Origin of the sequence: Halorubrum xinjiangense, assembly GCF_900102375.1 — an archaeon.
Lineage (GTDB): Archaea > Halobacteriota > Halobacteria > Halobacteriales > Haloferacaceae > Halorubrum > Halorubrum xinjiangense.
This window is the reverse complement of record NZ_FNBO01000014.1, coordinates 42749-58827: the sequence shown is the minus strand read 5'-3', so window position 1 is coordinate 58827 and position 16079 is coordinate 42749. Positions and strand designations below refer to the sequence as shown.

At 68.8% G+C, this 16079-nt stretch carries 12 protein-coding genes and 1 tRNA gene; 4 read left to right on the top strand and 9 right to left on the bottom strand.

Annotated elements, in window-relative coordinates:
* Positions 1-117: 117 nt before the first annotated feature.
* Positions 118-600, top strand: a complete 483-nt coding sequence (locus tag F3H13_RS13985) for an Lrp/AsnC family transcriptional regulator (RefSeq protein WP_149799617.1) — start codon at positions 118-120, stop codon at positions 598-600.
* Positions 601-621: 21 nt separating this feature from the next.
* Here the strand turns inward: F3H13_RS13985 and F3H13_RS13980 are convergent, their stop codons facing one another.
* The 4 genes from F3H13_RS13980 to F3H13_RS13965 all read right to left on the bottom strand — a co-directional run bounded on the left by F3H13_RS13980 (position 622) and on the right by F3H13_RS13965 (position 4180).
* Entirely contained in the window at positions 622-1095 is a 474-nt protein-coding gene (locus F3H13_RS13980; protein ID WP_149799616.1) for a hypothetical protein, read from the bottom strand.
* A 72-nt stretch (positions 1096-1167) separates the two neighbouring features.
* Positions 1168-1692 (bottom strand): phosphate-starvation-inducible PsiE family protein, encoded by a 525-nt coding sequence (locus F3H13_RS13975; protein WP_149799615.1) that lies wholly within the window; start codon positions 1690-1692, stop codon positions 1168-1170.
* A 69-nt stretch (positions 1693-1761) separates the two neighbouring features.
* The gene (gene gatE / locus F3H13_RS13970) at positions 1762-3645 is read right to left on the bottom strand and encodes a Glu-tRNA(Gln) amidotransferase subunit GatE (RefSeq protein WP_149799614.1); all 1884 of its coding nucleotides are present in this window, start codon (positions 3643-3645) and stop codon (positions 1762-1764) included.
* A gap of 450 nt (positions 3646-4095) precedes the next feature.
* A tRNA-Leu gene (locus F3H13_RS13965) sits at positions 4096-4180 on the bottom strand.
* A 163-nt stretch (positions 4181-4343) separates the two neighbouring features.
* Here F3H13_RS13965 and F3H13_RS13960 point away from each other — a divergent pair.
* A complete protein-coding gene (locus F3H13_RS13960) occupies positions 4344-4904 on the top strand; it encodes a DUF420 domain-containing protein (RefSeq protein WP_149799613.1) in 561 nt (186 codons plus the stop codon).
* 27 nt (positions 4905-4931) lie between these two features.
* On the opposite strand, the gene F3H13_RS13955 is transcribed toward F3H13_RS13960, so the two are convergent.
* From F3H13_RS13955 to rqcH, 4 genes are all read right to left on the bottom strand, one after another.
* Complete coding sequence (locus F3H13_RS13955; RefSeq protein ID WP_149799612.1) at positions 4932-5999, bottom strand: halocyanin domain-containing protein; 1068 nt, start codon at positions 5997-5999, stop codon at positions 4932-4934.
* A 170-nt stretch (positions 6000-6169) separates the two neighbouring features.
* Complete coding sequence (purF, locus tag F3H13_RS13950; RefSeq protein ID WP_149799611.1) at positions 6170-7669, bottom strand: amidophosphoribosyltransferase; 1500 nt, start codon at positions 7667-7669, stop codon at positions 6170-6172.
* 137 nt (positions 7670-7806) lie between these two features.
* On the bottom strand, positions 7807-8199 hold the full coding sequence (locus tag F3H13_RS13945; protein ID WP_149799610.1) for a DUF5820 family protein: 393 nt from the start codon (positions 8197-8199) through the stop codon (positions 7807-7809).
* 109 nt (positions 8200-8308) lie between these two features.
* Positions 8309-10519, bottom strand: a complete 2211-nt coding sequence (gene rqcH, locus F3H13_RS13940) for a ribosome rescue protein RqcH (protein ID WP_149799609.1) — start codon at positions 10517-10519, stop codon at positions 8309-8311.
* A 156-nt stretch (positions 10520-10675) separates the two neighbouring features.
* Between rqcH and F3H13_RS13935 the strand changes: the two genes are divergently transcribed.
* Complete coding sequence (locus tag F3H13_RS13935; protein WP_188128079.1) at positions 10676-12064, top strand: S8 family peptidase; 1389 nt, start codon at positions 10676-10678, stop codon at positions 12062-12064.
* A gap of 30 nt (positions 12065-12094) precedes the next feature.
* Here the strand turns inward: F3H13_RS13935 and F3H13_RS13930 are convergent, their stop codons facing one another.
* Positions 12095-13816, bottom strand: a complete 1722-nt coding sequence (locus F3H13_RS13930) for a tRNA uridine(34) 5-carboxymethylaminomethyl modification radical SAM/GNAT enzyme Elp3 (RefSeq protein WP_149799608.1) — start codon at positions 13814-13816, stop codon at positions 12095-12097.
* A gap of 508 nt (positions 13817-14324) precedes the next feature.
* Here F3H13_RS13930 and F3H13_RS13925 point away from each other — a divergent pair.
* Positions 14325-15842 (top strand): DUF790 family protein, encoded by a 1518-nt coding sequence (locus F3H13_RS13925; protein ID WP_149799607.1) that lies wholly within the window; start codon positions 14325-14327, stop codon positions 15840-15842.
* Positions 15843-16079: the final 237 nt, after the last annotated feature.

Here is a 16079-nt window from a genome sequence, read left to right as displayed (position 1 = left end):
GAAAAATCAGACATACGAATCAGATCCGATTCGACGGCCGAACTGCGTCCGCATCTTAGAGCAGACTCCAACCCTGTCGGTCGACATATACAACCGATCGGGGGTCGATCGCGGGGTATGGACGAGCGCGACGTGCGGCTGTTGAAGGCCATCTCCGACCTGGGCACCGGGAGCCCGGAGCGGCTCCACGAGGAGACGGACATCCCGGTGTCGACGATCCACTACCGACTGAACAACCTCCGCGAGGACGGCGTCATCGAGAACGACCTGTACGACCTCGACCACGAGGCGCTCGGGCTCGGCGTCACCGTCATCGTCGAGGTGCTCGCGAACTACGAGGGCCCCTACGAGGAGTTCGCCGACGAGCTGCTGGCCGTCGAGGGCGTGACGGAGGCGTTCTTCACGATGGGCGAGACGGACTTCGTCGTCCTCGCGCGGCTCTCCTCGTCGGACACCGTCGAGCGGCTCATCAGCGACTTCGAGGCGATCCCGGAGGTGGAGCGCACGAACTCGACGTTCACCATCGCCACGCTGCGCGACGAGCCGCGCGCGCCGGCGACGTACGACCTCGACACGCTGATCGAGGAGCTGACGGACTGACCCGGAACGCCGACCGGCCGGTCAGCGCGTCTCGTCGTCGAGCCCGGGAATCCGTCGGGCGTCCCCGCCGTCGGGGTAGCCGATCGGCGGCTCGAAGCGCCGGCGGGCCCGATCGGCGGCGGTGGCGCCAAGATAGCCGAATATCGCCATCATGGGCGCGTAGCCGATCATATCGCCCATCGAGTAAACCGCGGTGGCGAACAGCAGGTCGGGGTCCGTCCCCGGCGTCGGCACGCCCCCGATCCGGTAGACGAACACGAGCAGGTACAGCGGAATCGCGGCGAGCGCCACGCCGAGGAGGGCGTTGTTCGCGCTCGCGTCGTAGAACCCGCCGAGCATCGTCGCGATCGCGCCGACGGCGACGGCGACGGGGAGCATCCACGCCGGGCGGTCAAACACGAATAACACGGTTACACACAGGAGGACGGTCGTCGCGGTGACCGCGGCGACGGTCCCGCGGTCGAAGTCGAACCCCGGGTCGAACGGCTCTCGCATGGGGTCGAGTTCCGCGCCGACGATAAAAAGTGTCGGGCGTGTCGGGTGTTTCCGGGGCGGCCGCTGCGGGGGTCACTCGGGGGTCAGCGCGGAGCCGACCGAGCGCTCGACGTACAGCAGCGCCACCAGGCCGAGTATCACGAGCGTGTAGGAGAACGCGGCGAACAGGGCGTCCTGCGTCGACGGATACTCCGTGGTGCGGAAGATGATCACCTTCCGGACCATCGCGATGACGCCGGTGTAGATCACCAGCCTGACGATCCGCCGGGTGTCGCTCTGCTCGATGTAGGCGACGACCGTCTCGTACACCTCGACGATGATGAGCAGGAGCAGGCCGGTCTCGATGAAGCCGATGACAGTGTTGGGATCCGTTATCTCGCCGGTGGGGACGGACTCGACGATCTGGATCGCGAGGTCGACCACGCCGATACCGAACAACAGGGCGAAAAGCGCCGCCGCCGCCAGTTCGACGCCGTGGATGAAGCGGTTCGTCGCGTCGGAGACGCGGTCCCCGTGCGTCTGCGCGGGGGCCGAGCCGGGCGCGCGGTCCGACGCGGCCGAGTCGTCCGACGGGTCGGCCGGGCGCGAGTCAGCCATCTGGAGTCACTCGGATCGCTGTGAGGACTCCCGACACGTAAAGAACGGGCCTAACGGGGACAGTGCGCGCTACGAGCGCTTGCCGATCTCCTCGCGCAGCACGTCCGAGACGACCTCGCCGTCGGCCTTCCCGCGGAGCGCACCCATCGCCTCGCCCATCAGGCCGGAGAACGCGCCCATCCCTTCCGCCTCGATCTGGTCGGCGTTGCGCTCGACGACCTCGACGACCGCCTCGCGGACCTCGTCTTCGCTCACACCCGAGAGCCCGGCCTCCTCGACGGCCTCGCTCGCCGTCAGGTCAGGCTCCTCGGCGAGCGTTGTCAGCACCTCGGGGACGCCCTCCTTCGCGAGGTCGCCGCCCTCCACGAGGTCGAACAGGTCGAGGAAGTGGTCGTCGGTGAGGGCCTCGACGGGCGCGCCGTCGCGCCGGATCTCCGTCGTCGTCGACTCCAGCGTCGACGCGGCGAAGGTCGGGTCGACGCCGTGCCCGACCGCGGTCTCGAACAGCGGGAACCGCTGACCGAACGCGACCTGCTCCGCGAGGCCGGCGTCGAGCCCGAACTCCTCGGCGTACCGCTCGGCCTTCTCGTCGAGCAGTTCCGGCCGGTCCACGTCCGAGGGGTCCGGCTCGACGGGCGGCACGTCCGTCTCGGGGTACATCCGCGCGGCGCCCGGCAGCGGCCGGAGGTAGCGCGTGGTCCCATCGTCGTTCGCGCCACGAGTCTCCTCGGGGACGCCCTCGATGGCGGTCTCGGCGCGGTCGGCGGCCGCCTCGATCGCGAGGTCGGCGGTCTCCGGGTCGGCCGCGACGATGGCGACCGCGTCGCCCTCGCCCGCGCCGACCGCGTCGCGGAGGGCGTCGACCTCCGCGGCCGTGACGCCGTAGGCCGGCAGCTCGTCGGTGTGGAAGACTCCGCCCGCGCCGTGGCGCTTCGCGTGGTCCGACAGTTCGGTGCCGAGTCGGCGGTCCGGCTGGAGCTCGCGGCCGACGAGCCCGTCGAAGCCGAACAGCGGGACCGCCGACACCTTCCCGCCGGCGTCGAGCGCGCCGCGGATGACCCCCGACTCGGTGTCGGCGAAGACGTCGGTCACGTCCGCGACGTCGCCCACGCTCGCGTCGCGCTCGCGGAGTTCCTCGCGGATCTCGAGCAGCTCGGCCTGCCGGCCGACCTCGCCGCGGACGATGTCCTCGATCCCCTGGAGGTCCTGGACGCCTTTCACCTCGACGCGGGCGCCGTCCGCGATGGAGACGTTCACGTCCTGCCGGATCGTGCCGAGCCCGCGCTTCACCGCGCCCGTCGAGCGCAGTAGCATCCCGATTCGCTCGGCGGCCTCGCGGGCTCCCTCGGGGCTGCGGATGTCCGGGCCCGTCCCGATTTCGACGAGGGGGACGCCGAGGCGGTCGAGCGAGTAGACGACGCCCTCGTCGGTCTCCTCGACGCGCTTCGCGGACTCCTCTTCAAGCATGAGGTCGACGACCGACACCGAGCCGGCGTCGGTCTCGATATCGCCGTCCTGCCCGAGCAGGATCGAGCGCTGGAAGCCGGAGGTGTTCGAGCCGTCGATGACGAGCTTCCGCATGACGTGTGCCTGATCGACCACCGAGAGGTCGAGCAGGTCGGCGATCTGAAGCGCCACCGAGAGCGCCTCGCCGTCGACGCGCCGTGGCGGCTCGTCGTCCTCCTCGACGAGGCAGGTGGTGTCGTACGCGAGGTAGGTGAACTCGCGGTCGACGCGGCTCTCCTCTACCGCGGCGTCGTCGAGCTCGCCCAGCTCGCTCTTCGTCGGGTGGAGCTTACGGGTGATCGACCGCTCGGCCTCGTCCGGGTCGCGCTCGACGGTCGGGGAGTCACAGAACAGCTTGGTCTCGGTGTCGAGCTGCTGGTGGATCTCCAGCCCGGCGACGAGCCCCAGCTCCTCGTAGTCGTACTCGGGGGTCGCGTCCGTACTCATTACGCCTCACTCCGACGGCGCGCGACTAAAAGGGTGGCAGTTCGCGCGGGCGATTCGGAGCGAGATAACTGTGGTTGTTTATAAATGGCTGAAGCGGTGGCGCGTGCCTGCGAGCGGCCGCCCCCGGCGGCCGCGAGACAGCACGCGCGAGGGAGTCAGTCGGCCGGAGCGTAGCGGAGGCCGACTGACGAGGCTGGGGAGGTGTGAGGTGCTGTGCGGAGCGGTGCGGGGCGGGACTCAAAGGGGCAGCCGCGAGGCTGGGGCTTTGGAGGTGTTCACCGCTGATCCGTTATGAGATGTTTATAAGTGAGCGGCTGGGGCTTCGGCGGTGTTCACGACCACAGCATTCCGATCAAAGCTGTCACTCGTCGCGTAGCGGTCGGAAGGAATTGTGCGTGGGTGCTGTCGTAGAGACAACACCGTGCATCGTTCGGGGGTGTACCCCTGCGATGCGTGGGACCGGATTTGAACCGGCGGACCTCTACAGGACAGCGCCCTCAACGCTGCGCCGTTGGCCTGGCTTGGCTACCCACGCTCGCGGTGTTCTGTCGCGTCTCCACGTACCCTTCCCCTAATTAAAAGCCCTTCCATTTGGCGGGACCGTGGCGGCGCTTCGCAGACCACCGAGCGGCGGAGCGCGCTGCGACTCGGCGACCGCAACCGGCACGCGTTTGGGGGTCGCATCCTAACGTCGGAACATGTCCGACTGGGCCCGCGAGAACGTCTCCGTGTTGACCGCCGTCGCCTCCGGCGTCGCGCTCGCGCTCGTCTTCGGCGCGGTCGGCGGCGTGATTCCGAGTTCGCTGCTGCCGCGCGCGAGCGACGCCGTCCTCGCCGCGATCCCGCACTTCAACGCCGCCGTCTCCGCGACCGCCATCGCCACGATCGTCCTCGGCTGGCGGGCGATCTCCCGCGGGAACGTGAAGCGCCACCGGAACTTCATGATCTCGTCGTTCGCGCTGTTCGCCGCGTTCCTCGGCGCGTACCTCTACCGGCTGATCATCGTCGGCACGACCGAGTTCCCCGGCCCGGAGGGCGTCTACTCGTTCGTCTACCTCCCCTTCCTCGCGACCCACATCCTGCTCGCGATCGTCTGCGTCCCGTTCGTCTTCCACGCACTCTTCCTCGCCGTGACCCGCCCGTACGAGGACCTCTATCACACACGACACGCGCAGGTCGGGATGGTCGGCGCCGTCCTCTGGCTGATCTCCTTTTCGATGGGGATCGGCGTCTACCTGCTGCTGTACCACATCTACTGACCGAGCGCGACAGAAAGAGAGAGCCGACTACGTGTTCCGGTCCGCGTTCCGCTCGGCCATCTGGTGGGCCGCGTAGAACAGCGGGACGAGCAGCGCGCCGGCGAAGCCGAAGCCGAGCGCGAGCGTGCCGATGTCGCTCGCGGAGAGTCCGCTGCCGCCGTCGCCCCCGGAGCCGCCCTCACCGCCAATGATGTCGTCGTCGACATCGCCGACCGCCACGGCGCCTTTCATCCCGACCCCCTCGTGGGGCTCGCAGACGTAGCGGAACACGTCGCCTTCGCCGGCGTCCTCGAAGGTGTACTCGAAGGTCTCGCCCTCCTCCGCCACCGGCTCGCCGCTTTCGAAGGTGCCGTCCTCCTCGACGACGTTGTGACCGCCGCCCTCGCCGGTCCACTCCCAGACCACGGTCGCCCCCGAGTCGACGAGGATCGCGGGCGGGTCGAACAGCAGGCCGTTCTCGCCCGCACCGACCGAGACGGTGACCTCGCTCTCGCCGCGGAGGTCGCGGGTCCCCTCGTAGTTACCGACGTCTTCGAACCAGTCGCCGTAGCCGGCAGGCCCGTCACCGCCGTCGCTGCCGCCGCCCTCAGCCTGCGGGTCCACGAGGTCATCGTCGACGTCGCCGACCGCGACGGCTCCCTTCATCCCGACCGCCTCGTGGGGTTCACAGAGGTAGTTGAACGTGTCGCCCTCCTCGGCGTCCTCGAACGTGTGCTCGAAGGTCGTTCCCTCCTCCCCGACCGCCGACCCGCTGTCGAAGGTGCCGTCGTTGGCGACCACGTTGTGGCCGCCGCCCTGCCCGGTCCACTCCCAGACCACGGTCGCGCCCGGATCGATCAGGATGGCGGCGGGGCCGAACCGGAGCCCGTTTTCGCCCGCGCCGACCTCGACGGTGACCTCGTCCTGCCCGCGGTAATCGTGGGTGCCGTCGTAGTTGCTGACGTCGTCCAGCCAGCCGTCGTACTGTGCGGCGGCGGTCCCGCTCCCGGCCGCGACCCCCGCGGCGACCGCCGCCCCGGCGGCCCCGGCGCGGAAGAACCCGCGGCGGCTCATCGACGCGGCGGCGTCCTCGGCAGCGTCGGCGTTCCATGTCATACCTCCACGTCTGACGGTGAGCGTATTTAAGCCCCCGATACGTCCCGAGCGGTCGGAGCCGCGTCGAACGTGTGCGGGGTCGCAGTCGAAAAGAGAGCGCGAAATCGTCCGCGAGTTATTGGCCGTCCGCGGTCCCTAATCGTCCGCGCGTTATTGGCCGTCCGTGGTCCCTAATCGTCCGCGGGCGTCGGGTCCGAGACCGGAGCGTCGACGTCGCGGTCGGTCGCCTCTCCCTCCACGTCGAAGGGGTACTCGCCGGTGACGCAGCCGAGACACAGGTCCGCGCGGCTCTCGCCGAGGGCCTCTGCGACCGCGTCGATGGAGAGGTACGACAGCGAGTCCGCGCCGACCTCCTGCCGGATCTCCTCGGTCGAGGCGTCGGCCGCGATCAGCTCGTCGCGCGTCGCCATGTCGATGCCGAAGTAGCAGGGCGCGAGGATCGGCGGGGCCCCGATCCGGAGGTGGACCTCCTCGGCGCCCGCCTCGCGGACTAAGTCGACGAGCTGGGTGGAGGTCGTGCCGCGGACGATGGAGTCGTCGATGATGGTTACCGACTTCCCCTCCACCGTCGAGCGGATCGGATTCAGCTTCAGCCGGACCGCGCGCTCGCGCTCGTCCTGCGTCGGCATGATGAACGTCCGGCCCACGTACCGGTTCTTCATCAGCCCCTCCGCGAACTCCACGCCGCCGCCGTCGACCTCTCGGGGCTCCCCGTCGGCCGTGGTCTCGCTCGCGGCGTCCGCGTAGCCGGAGGCGAACGCGCGCCCCGAGTCGGGGACGGGCATCACCACGTCGGACTCGACACCGGACTCCTCCCAGAGCTTCCGACCGAGTTTCCGACGGACTTCGTAGACGAGGCTCTCGTCGATGACGGAGTCGGGACGGGCGAAGTAGACGTGTTCGAAGAAGCAGTGGGCCGTCGAGTCTCGCTCGACGAGCTGATACGTGTCGTAGCCGGTGCCGTCGGGGTCCAAGACGACGAGTTCGCCGGGGCGGACGTCGCGGATCAGCTCCCCGTCGAGCGTGTCGATAGCGGCCGACTCGCTGGCGATGACGTAGCCGCCGTCGATCTTCCCGAGACAGAGCGGGCGGTTCCCGAGCGGGTCGCGGACGCCCAGCACGGTGTCGTCGTGGGTGATCGCCAGCGAGTAGGAGCCGTGGATGCGGTTCATCGTGTGTTTAACGGCGCGCACGAGGTCCTCTTCGAGGAGGTTGCGCGCGAGGTCGTGGGCGATCACCTCGGTGTCGCCGTCGGAGGTGAACGCGTGGCCCGCCGCCGCCAGCTCCTCGCGCACCTCGTCGGCGTTGACGAGGTTCCCGTTGTGCGAGAGCCCGAGCGAGCCGGACTTGAACGACACCGAGAAGGGCTGCGCGCAGCTCTTGTCGAGGCTGCCGGCGGTCGGGTAGCGCACGTGGCCGATGCCCGTGCCGCCCGACAGCGACGCGAGGTCCCCCTCCTCGAAGGCGTCGCCGACGAGGCCCCGCTCGACGTGGCTGTGCTGCTGAAACCCGTCGTGCGTGACGATCCCGGCCGACTCCTGGCCGCGGTGTTGGAGCGCGTACAGCGCGTAGTACAGCGGTCGGGCGGCCTCCCGGTCCTCGAGCGAGACGCCGACGACGCCGCACTTCTCCCGCGGTTCGTCGCCGCCGTAGTCCCCACCGGCGTTCATGTACGCGAGGGTCGGGCGTGCGGCGATAAAAATCCTCGTGTTCGTGGCGTATCCCCCCGTTTCTCGCGTCGAGTTATGCGTAATCGTGGATAAAATCCGGACGTCCTCCTGCCGTCACGCGGTCCGACTGAGAACCGTCACGCCGTCTCCTCGCCGCCAACGAACTCGTCGAGGCGCTCGAAGTAGTCCTCCCGCGGAACCTGGTACGCCCCTCGGTAGTCGACCTCGCCCGCGACGAACCGCTCCGCGACGTCGACCGCGCCGGCCGCGCCCGCCTCGCGGCTCTCGTGGGTCTCCGCGACCGCCTCGATCTCGGGCTCTAAGAAGCAGACGACGTGCCACTCGTCGGTCGCGTACTGGCCCGATCCGGGCCGGGCGTTCCGGGCGCCGTTCGTCAGGTAGATCGTCGGGAGGCACTCGTTCGGGAGGTCGCCGGTCCCGAAGACGTCGGGGCGGTAGACGAGGATGGCCCGCCCGCTGGGCTCCTCGTTCCACACCCGCCACCCCTCCGGCAGCGATTCGAAGGCCATGCGCCTCCTCCGTCGCGGAGGCTTGAAAACGTCGCGCTCGGGGGCGGAGAGTCGCTCCGCGGTCGACGACAACCCTCTGTCGACGACGACTCGCGGTCGAGCCGGTTCCTCAGTCGACGATGTCCGACCCGCCCGGCGGCAGGAACTCCTGAAGCTGGTCCGCGCTCGCGACCTTGCGCACGAACGACTGGTCGGTGAACCGCTCTTTCAGGTTCCGGTAGGCCATCATCGCGGCGTCGTTTTGCGCGTACATCCCCGGCTCGAAGGTGATGTGCGCGGCCGCGCGGTCGACGATCGCCGACGGCGGGCCGCCGATCGCGCGGGTGACCGGCTCGCACTGGACGCCGACGGCGATCCGGCAGGGGACGTCCTCGAAGTACGTGCGGTCGCCGCGGATCACGAAGCTCCCCTTCTCGATGTACTCGCCGCTCTCGGGCGTCTTCGACACCTGATCGGGCTCGACCATGTACGCGTCGCCCGCGCCGCGACCGTCCTTCCAGTCCGACGAGTAGGAGACCGCGAACTGCGCGGCCTCCCGCAGGGTCTCCTCGGAGAAGTCGACCGGCTCGGACGACTCGGAGGGGCCGGACGCCTTCAGTAGCGTCACCGGTCCCCCGTGCGCCTGCGTGTGGAAGAACCGGTCGTGTTTGCTCATGTACTTCTTTACCAGCTCCTCGTTCTGGTCGGCGTTACGCCCGCCGATGACGAGGTAGCCGGTCGAGGTGCGGAACCAGCGGAACCGCTCGAACCAGTCGTCCGGGCTCCGGATCGGGATCGACGAGCGGGCGAGCCAGTCCGTCTCGTACTCTTCGTCGTCCTCGTCGTCGCCGTCACTGCCGGCGCCGTCCCCCGCGCCGTCGTCGGCCGCCTGCTTTTCTTCCCACTCCGCCTTTCGCGCCTTGACCGCCTCCAGCTCCTCGCGGGTCGACTCGATGGCGGCCATCGCGCCCTCTTTCTTCTCCTCGACGCGCTTCGCCTCCTGATAGAGCCGGTCGGCGTTGACCTCCACGCCCTCGCTCGCGTCGAGCTCGACGCGGGTCGTCCCCCCGTCGTCGCCCTCCTCGTCGAGTTCGACCGTCACCGTTCCCTCGCCGCCGTCGACGTCGACGACGGCCTCCGCGGCCGGGATCCCCCGCTCCGCGCCGGCGGCGAGCGTCTCCGCGATCTCGTCCCACGCCACCTCGTTCGCGCGGGCCTCGCGCACGGTCGAGAGCACCTCGTCGACGAGGTCGTAGTTCGCGTACAAGAGCTCCGCGCGCTCCCGTTCCGCCTGGGCCTGCTCCTCGAACCCCTCGATCGCCCCCCGCTGTTGTTCGATGATCCGCTCCTGTTTGGCGATCTCCTCCTCGAAGTCGGGCCGCGACGCGCTCGCGTCCGCGGGCGCCTCGCCCTCGTCGGTCCCCTCGCTGTCGAGCCGGTGGAAGTACTCGTCGACGGCGGCGTTAAAGGAGTCGAACCCGACGCTCGGCAGGTCCTCGTGTTCCGCGAGCGGGAACGGCGTCACGTCGACGACGCGAGGGTCGCGGTCGGCGTCGCCGCCGTCGCCTCCCTCGGCCCCCTCACAGTCGACCGACTCCTCGTACACGCGGGGGTCGACGTCGCCCGAGCGGAGCCGCTCGTCGATCCGCGAGAGCGCGTCGTGGAGCGCCCCCAGCTGGTCGTCGGTCGCCTCGTCGATCGGCGTCTCCTTCGGCACGCCGGCCCGGGTACACACCTCCTCGGCGTAGAGCCCGCCGAGGTTCAGCTGCGTGGCGAGCGTGCGCACCACGTCGCTGTCCGACTCGCGCATGTGCCGGTCGAACCCGCCGCGGCTCACGGTGAGGGGGTTCAGCCGAGACGCGGGGTACTCGTACTGCGAGCCGGGCGCGACGGTGCGGGACTTCAGCCGGACCGTCGAAAGCGCCCCGATCACCTCGCCCGTCTCGTCGAGCGCGGCGATGTTCCCCTGGCCGAACAGCTCGGCGACGAGCGTTGTGTTCTGGTCCTCGCGCTCGAACTCGAAGGTGAGGATGCGGTCGAACTCGTACTGCTCGACGCCCGCGAAGTCCGCTCCCGACATCCGGTTCCGCAGCATCTTCGCGAAGTTCGGCGGGCGCCCCGGCGCGTCGGCGACGTTGTCCGGGTCGGCGGCGTGCGCCCGTTTGATGTCCCCGACCTCGATCATGAGCTCGACGCGGCCGCGGTCGAAGTCGCGTAGCTTCAGCCGGAGCAGGTCGTCGTCGTAGAGGTACGCCTTGTCGACCTTCGCGCCCTCGTACCGATTGAGCTCGGTGACGAGCGCGGCGAGGTCGATGCTCGACAGCTCCCGCTTCTGGTCCATACTCGATAGAGACTCGCGGCCCGGAAAAAGGCGTGTCGTTGTCGCTATCCCAGTCACGTGGGAACCGCATCTGGCTGCCGGTCGGTATTTGCTACTATTATCCTGTATAAATGTTATGGGAAAATTATATTTTCACAATATCCTATGAATGATTACATGCCTGACGTTACCAAGCGTGAGTTTCTCAAGGTGAGCGGGGCGGTAATCGGCGGAATCGCGGCCGGGACGACAGTTACCGCCGCGGAGCGGACCGACCGGTTCATCGTCTCGACGAAGGGCAAGGCCGATTTGAGCGACCTGACGGTCGTCCACGAGATGCCCGGGATCAACTACGCGGTCGTCCGAGGTGACGAGTCCGAGGTGAAGCGGTCGGTCAAGAGCTACGAGGCGGACATACAGATTGAACTCGACTCGCCGGACGTGAACGAGGAGGCACCGACGCTGGAGGACTCCGACTACGAGGGAGACCCCGGGGACGTCCTCCAGTGGGACAAGGCAGACCTCGACGTTCCGGAGGCGCACGAGACGACCGAGGGCGAGGGGACACGGGTCGCCGTGATCGACTCGGGCGTTCTCGAAACGCACCCGGACTTGAAGGAGCCGCTAAACGTCGACCTCTCCAAGAACTTCACCGACGACGGGGGCGACCACAACCCCGTCGCCGGCGACGACCACGGGACGCACGTCGCCGGAATCGTCGCCGCGGACAACGGCGGCGGCACCGGGGTCAACGGGACCGCTCCAAAGACCGACCTTGTCGACTGCCGCGTGTTCTCCGCAGGGGGCGGTGCGGCGTTCGGCGACATCCTCGCGGCGGTCGTCTACAGCGCGAACATCGACGCGGATGTTGCGAATCTCTCGCTAGGTGCGTATCCGGTGTCTAGACAGGCACAGGGTCAGTTTTACGGAAAAGTTCTCAACAGCGCGATGACGTACGCGAACAAAGAGGGGACACTGCTCGTCATCGCCGCCGGAAACGATAGTGCCGACCTCCAGCACGACAACGGTACGCAGGTCGACTTAGATAACGACGGAGAAGACGAGACGCTCTCCGGTGGGTACTGGATAAGCCTCCCCAACGAGGGAGCACAGGCGCTGTCAGTCGCCTCCACCGGCCCGATCGGCTACGGCCTCTCGTTCGACCTCGACGACGTGGACAGCCCCGCGGACAGCCCCGCAGTCTACACCAACTACGGGACCAACGCGGTCACGCTTGCCGCGCCAGGTGGCGACTACGATATCTCCCTGACCGATCCGGTCGGTGGCGTCCCGGCGTATGCGTACGATCTCGTGTTCAACACGGTGTTCTCCGTGGAATCAGACGAAGATGGCGAGTCTGAGCAGGTTCCGGGTTACGGCTGGAAGGCCGGAACCTCGATGGCGGCACCGAACGTCGCGGGCGCGGCCGCCCTCGTCAAATCGTCAAATCCGGACTACAACGCCAACCAAGTCGAGGCCGCGCTGAAGAAGGCCGCTGAAGTGCCCGACGACTACGGGAAAGAGTACTACGGCGCCGGCTATCTGAACGTCGTCGACGCGCTCTAATTCACGGCCACCGAACTCCAGTTTTTCCAGCTACAGCCGCTTCGACACGTACGGCCCGTCCTGCCGGTAGCCGAGCTTGTTCCGGTAGTACTCGCGGGCGCCGATGCCGGAGATGACCGCGACCTTCTCGTAGCCCGCCTCACGGGATAGCTCCTCGGCGCGTTCGAGGAGCCGCGTTCCGTACCCCTGATGCTGCCAGTCACCGTCGCCGCCGATGCCGACCTCGTTGCCGTACACGTGGAGTTCGCGGACCAAGGCGGCGTTTTCGAGTTCGGGGCGGATCGGGTCGCTCTCGGTGCCCGGCGCGCCGGGCTGATCGGGCGCGAACGAGGGGAACCGCAGGCGACAGAAGCCGACGAGGAGGTCGCGGACCGGGTCCTCGAACGAAATGAAGTGCTCCGTCCCGCCGCCCGCCTCGTAGGTCAGCACGTCGAGTTCGACGTCGTCCGGGTCCGGGTCGGCGTCGTTGTGGCCGACCTCGCGGGCGCGGACGTCGCGCTGGACGATACCCTTCTCCTCGGCGCGCTGGGCCGCGAGCTGGCGGAGGTTCGACTTCTGGACGCCGGCGTCGATGAAGTCCGCGGGGATGTCGCGCTGGACGCGCTGGAGCCGCGTGTACTTCGGGATGAGGCCCATCACCTCGGCGACGAGGTCGGCCGCCTCTTCGCTCGTGAGCGGGTCGAAGTCGTCGCGGCGCCAGCGGTCGTACACGCGGGTCCCCTCGACGACGAGGGTGGGGTAGATCTTCAGGTAGTCGGGGCGCCAGTCGGGGTTGTCGAACAGCTGGCGGAAGTCCTCTACGCACATCACCCGCGTCATCCCGGGCTGGCCCGGCATCATGTGGAAGCCGACCTTGAACGCGGCGTCGCGCAGGCGGCGGTTGGCGTTCCGGCTCGCCTCGTTGCCGTGCCCGCGGTGCATCTCGCGGTTGACGCGCTCGTAGGTGGTCTGGACGCCGACCTCGACCTTCGTGCCGCCCAGGTCGAGCATGCGGTCGATCTGTTCGGGGTCGCACCAGTCGGGCTTCGTCTCGAACGTCGTCCCGATGTTGCGGATCGCGTTCGTCTCGTTTTCGGCGATCACGTCCTCGAGGTACTCGAACGAAGTCTCCTCGGGGGCGGGCGCGAACGACTCGCCCTCGGCGGGTTCGGGTTCCTTCTCGAGGTCGTAGTCGTTCATCGCCTGGAGCGCGCGCTTCACGAACCACTCCTGGTAGTCGTGCGAGCGCGCGGTCATCGTCCCGCCCATGAGGATGAGCTCGACCTTGTCGACTGGGTGGCCGATCTTCCGGAGCTGTTCGAGTCGGAGGGTGACCTGTCCGTACGGGTCGTAGTCGTTCTGCTCGCCGCGCGCGGCGGCGGGCTCGTGGCCCGTGTACGACTGCGCCGAGGAGAACTCCGAGGCCGGGCCGCCCGGGCAGTAGAGGCACTTCCCGTGCGGGCACAGCTCCGGCGAGGTCATGATCGCGACCGGGGAGACGCCCGAGGCCGTCCGGACGGGCTTGCGCTGAACCACCTCGATCACGTCGTCACGAGCCTCGGCGGGCGCGTGGTCCAGAATTTCGGTGTTCTTCGGCACCTTCGGGGAGCCGAACTCCGAGCAGGCGTCGAGCTTGGCGCGCTCGAGGTCGTCGCGCTCGATCTCGCCGTCGAGGATGCGCTCGACGAGGTGCTCGCAGGTGCGGACGAACGCCTCCGAGTCGGCGTCGGACTCCCCTTTGGCAGCCGCGTCACCTGCCGCGTCGGTACTCATTACTCTTCGATCGACGGGTTTCGGGGTTAAGCGTGTCGCACCGATACATGAGAGGGGCGCGTACCTGTAGCAGAGCGAGCGTCGGCGCCACGGGTTCGATCACACGACACCTCGTTTCCCGCCTCGACGACACGAACCCCAAGCCCTCGGCCGCTCGGTCGTATGAAGGAGTCCAATCTGATAAATAGACGAGTGACACCACCGAAGCCCCAGCCGGGAGGGCGGCGCACGCTCGCTGCGCGCCTCGCTCAGTCGCTCACTTCGTTCGCTCCTTCGCTGTGGTGCTTGCGTCGCCTGCGCCGCCCTCCCGGCTGCCCCTTCGAGTCCCACCCGACCGCGACCGCACAGCACCTCACACCTCCCCAGCCTCGCGGCTCCCTCCGGTCGCCGCGTCCCTCGCGCGTGCTGCTCGCGGCCTGTCGGCCGCTCGCAGGCACGCGCCACCGCGACCACACGTTCGGGGAGCCGAATCCGCTCGTTTTAGGCCGGGCGCGGCGTACCCCGTTCCGTGCTACGGAAGGACCTCCTGCGCGTCTCACGGGCGGGCGGCGGCTACCGCCCGCAGTTCACGGGACGGGAACACCGCCCGCTCGCAGCCCGCGTCCTCGGGACGTTCGAGTCGCACATCGGGGAGCGCCGCGGCGACCTCGACGACGCGCTGGCGGCGCTGGAGGCCGACGCCGCCGCGCGGAACGGCGACTTCAAGCTCGTCCGCGGGCTCGCGGCGCTCGTCGAGCGCGAGTGCGAGTTCGAGACGCGCGCGCCGGTCCCGCCGCGTCGCGTCCGGCGGGCCGCGTTCGAGGCCGCGGAGGCGGTCGGCGTCGCGAGCGAGGCGGAGCGCGAGACCGCTGTCGACCGCGCGGCCGACGCGCTCGGGATCGACGCCGGAGACGTGGAGGCGTCGCTGTACGCCGACCGCGACGTCAACGAGGTCCTCGTCGACGCCGACGTGCGCTGGGACCCCGACTCGCTGCTAGAGCAGTACGACCTCTCTTTGGCCCAGACCGCGCTGTTCGACGCCACCGAGGTCCGGGTTCGGTCGAACGACCCCAAACGTCTCGTCTCCGCCGTCAAGCGCCTCCGGCTGATGTACGAGGTGGAGAAGACGCCGGAGGGGCGCGAGCTCGTCGTTACCGGCCCGGACCGGCTGTTCTCACGCACGCGCCGCTACGGGACCGCGTTCGCCAGACTACTTCGGACCGTCGCGGAGTCCGCGGAGTGGTCGCTGGAGGCGACAATCGACGACCGCGGCCGCGAGCGCACGATGCGCCTCTCGGACGGCGACGTGACCGTGCCGGACGTAGAGCCGGTGGCGGAGCCCGACTTCGACAGCGGGGTCGAGGCCGACTTCGCCGGGCGGTTCCGGGGGCTCGACCTCGACTGGGCGCTCGTCCGCGAGCCGGAACCGCTGGAGACCGGCGCGAGCGTCATGATCCCGGACTTCGCGTTCGACTACGAACACGCCGACTTCCGGCTCTTCTTCGAGGTGATGGGCTTCTGGACCCCCGAGTACGTCGAGAAGAAGCTCGGCCAGCTGGCGGACGTGGAGGACGTGGACCTGCTCGTGGCCGTCGACGAGAGCCTCGGCGTCGGCGAGGAGATCGCCGCACGCGACCACCGCGTCGTCACCTACTCGGGAGCGGTCCGCGTGAAGGACGTGGTCGACGTCCTTCGCGAGTTCGAGGCCGAGTTCGTCGCGGACGCCGCCGCCGACCTTCCCGATTCCCTCTCGCCGGACGCCGACGCGATCGACTTGGACGCCCTCGCCGACGAGTACGGCGTGAGCGTCGACGCGATTGAGGACAAGCCGTTCCCCGACCACGAGCGGATCGGGCGGACGCTCGTGCGCCCCGCGGTGTTAGATGCCATCGACGCCGAAATCGAGGCCGGCATGGCGCTCTCGGAGGCCGAAGCGATTCTCGACGAGCACGGCGTCGACGACGCCAGCGCGGCCCTCTCGCGGCTCGGCTACCGGGTCGAGTGGGAGGGGCTCGGCGGCGGGACGGTCCGGGAGAAATCGGAATAGAATATTTAAACCGATGCGGTGGCGCGCGCCTCCGAGTGGCCGCCATCGGCGGCCGCGAGGAGCACGTGCGAGGGAGTCAGTCGCCGGAGCGAAGCGACGGCGACTGACGAGGCTGGGGAGGCGTGAGGCGCGGTCGCGGTGCGGTGCGGGGCGGGACTCAAAGGGGCAGTCGCGAGGGCGGCGCAGGCGACGTAAGCACTGGAAGGAGCGAACGAAGTGAGCGACTGAAGCGCGCAA

What these genes read in the sequence shown, in the direction of transcription:
- F3H13_RS13945 (WP_149799610.1), bottom strand. Translation starts at nt 8,199, where the DNA reads ATGGCCTTCGAATCGCTGCCGGAGGGGTGGCGGGTGTGGAACGAGGAG.
- F3H13_RS13980 (WP_149799616.1), bottom strand. Translation starts at nt 1,095, where the DNA reads ATGCGAGAGCCGTTCGACCCGGGGTTCGACTTCGACCGCGGGACCGTC.
- F3H13_RS13960 (WP_149799613.1), top strand. Translation starts at nt 4,344, where the DNA reads ATGTCCGACTGGGCCCGCGAGAACGTCTCCGTGTTGACCGCCGTCGCC.
- purF (WP_149799611.1), bottom strand. Translation starts at nt 7,669, where the DNA reads ATGAACGCCGGTGGGGACTACGGCGGCGACGAACCGCGGGAGAAGTGC.
- gatE (WP_149799614.1), bottom strand. Translation starts at nt 3,645, where the DNA reads ATGAGTACGGACGCGACCCCCGAGTACGACTACGAGGAGCTGGGGCTC.
- F3H13_RS13930 (WP_149799608.1), bottom strand. Translation starts at nt 13,816, where the DNA reads ATGAGTACCGACGCGGCAGGTGACGCGGCTGCCAAAGGGGAGTCCGAC.
- F3H13_RS13935 (WP_188128079.1), top strand. Translation starts at nt 10,676, where the DNA reads ATGCCTGACGTTACCAAGCGTGAGTTTCTCAAGGTGAGCGGGGCGGTA.
- rqcH (WP_149799609.1), bottom strand. Translation starts at nt 10,519, where the DNA reads ATGGACCAGAAGCGGGAGCTGTCGAGCATCGACCTCGCCGCGCTCGTC.
- F3H13_RS13975 (WP_149799615.1), bottom strand. Translation starts at nt 1,692, where the DNA reads ATGGCTGACTCGCGCCCGGCCGACCCGTCGGACGACTCGGCCGCGTCG.
- F3H13_RS13955 (WP_149799612.1), bottom strand. Translation starts at nt 5,999, where the DNA reads ATGACATGGAACGCCGACGCTGCCGAGGACGCCGCCGCGTCGATGAGC.
- F3H13_RS13985 (WP_149799617.1), top strand. Translation starts at nt 118, where the DNA reads ATGGACGAGCGCGACGTGCGGCTGTTGAAGGCCATCTCCGACCTGGGC.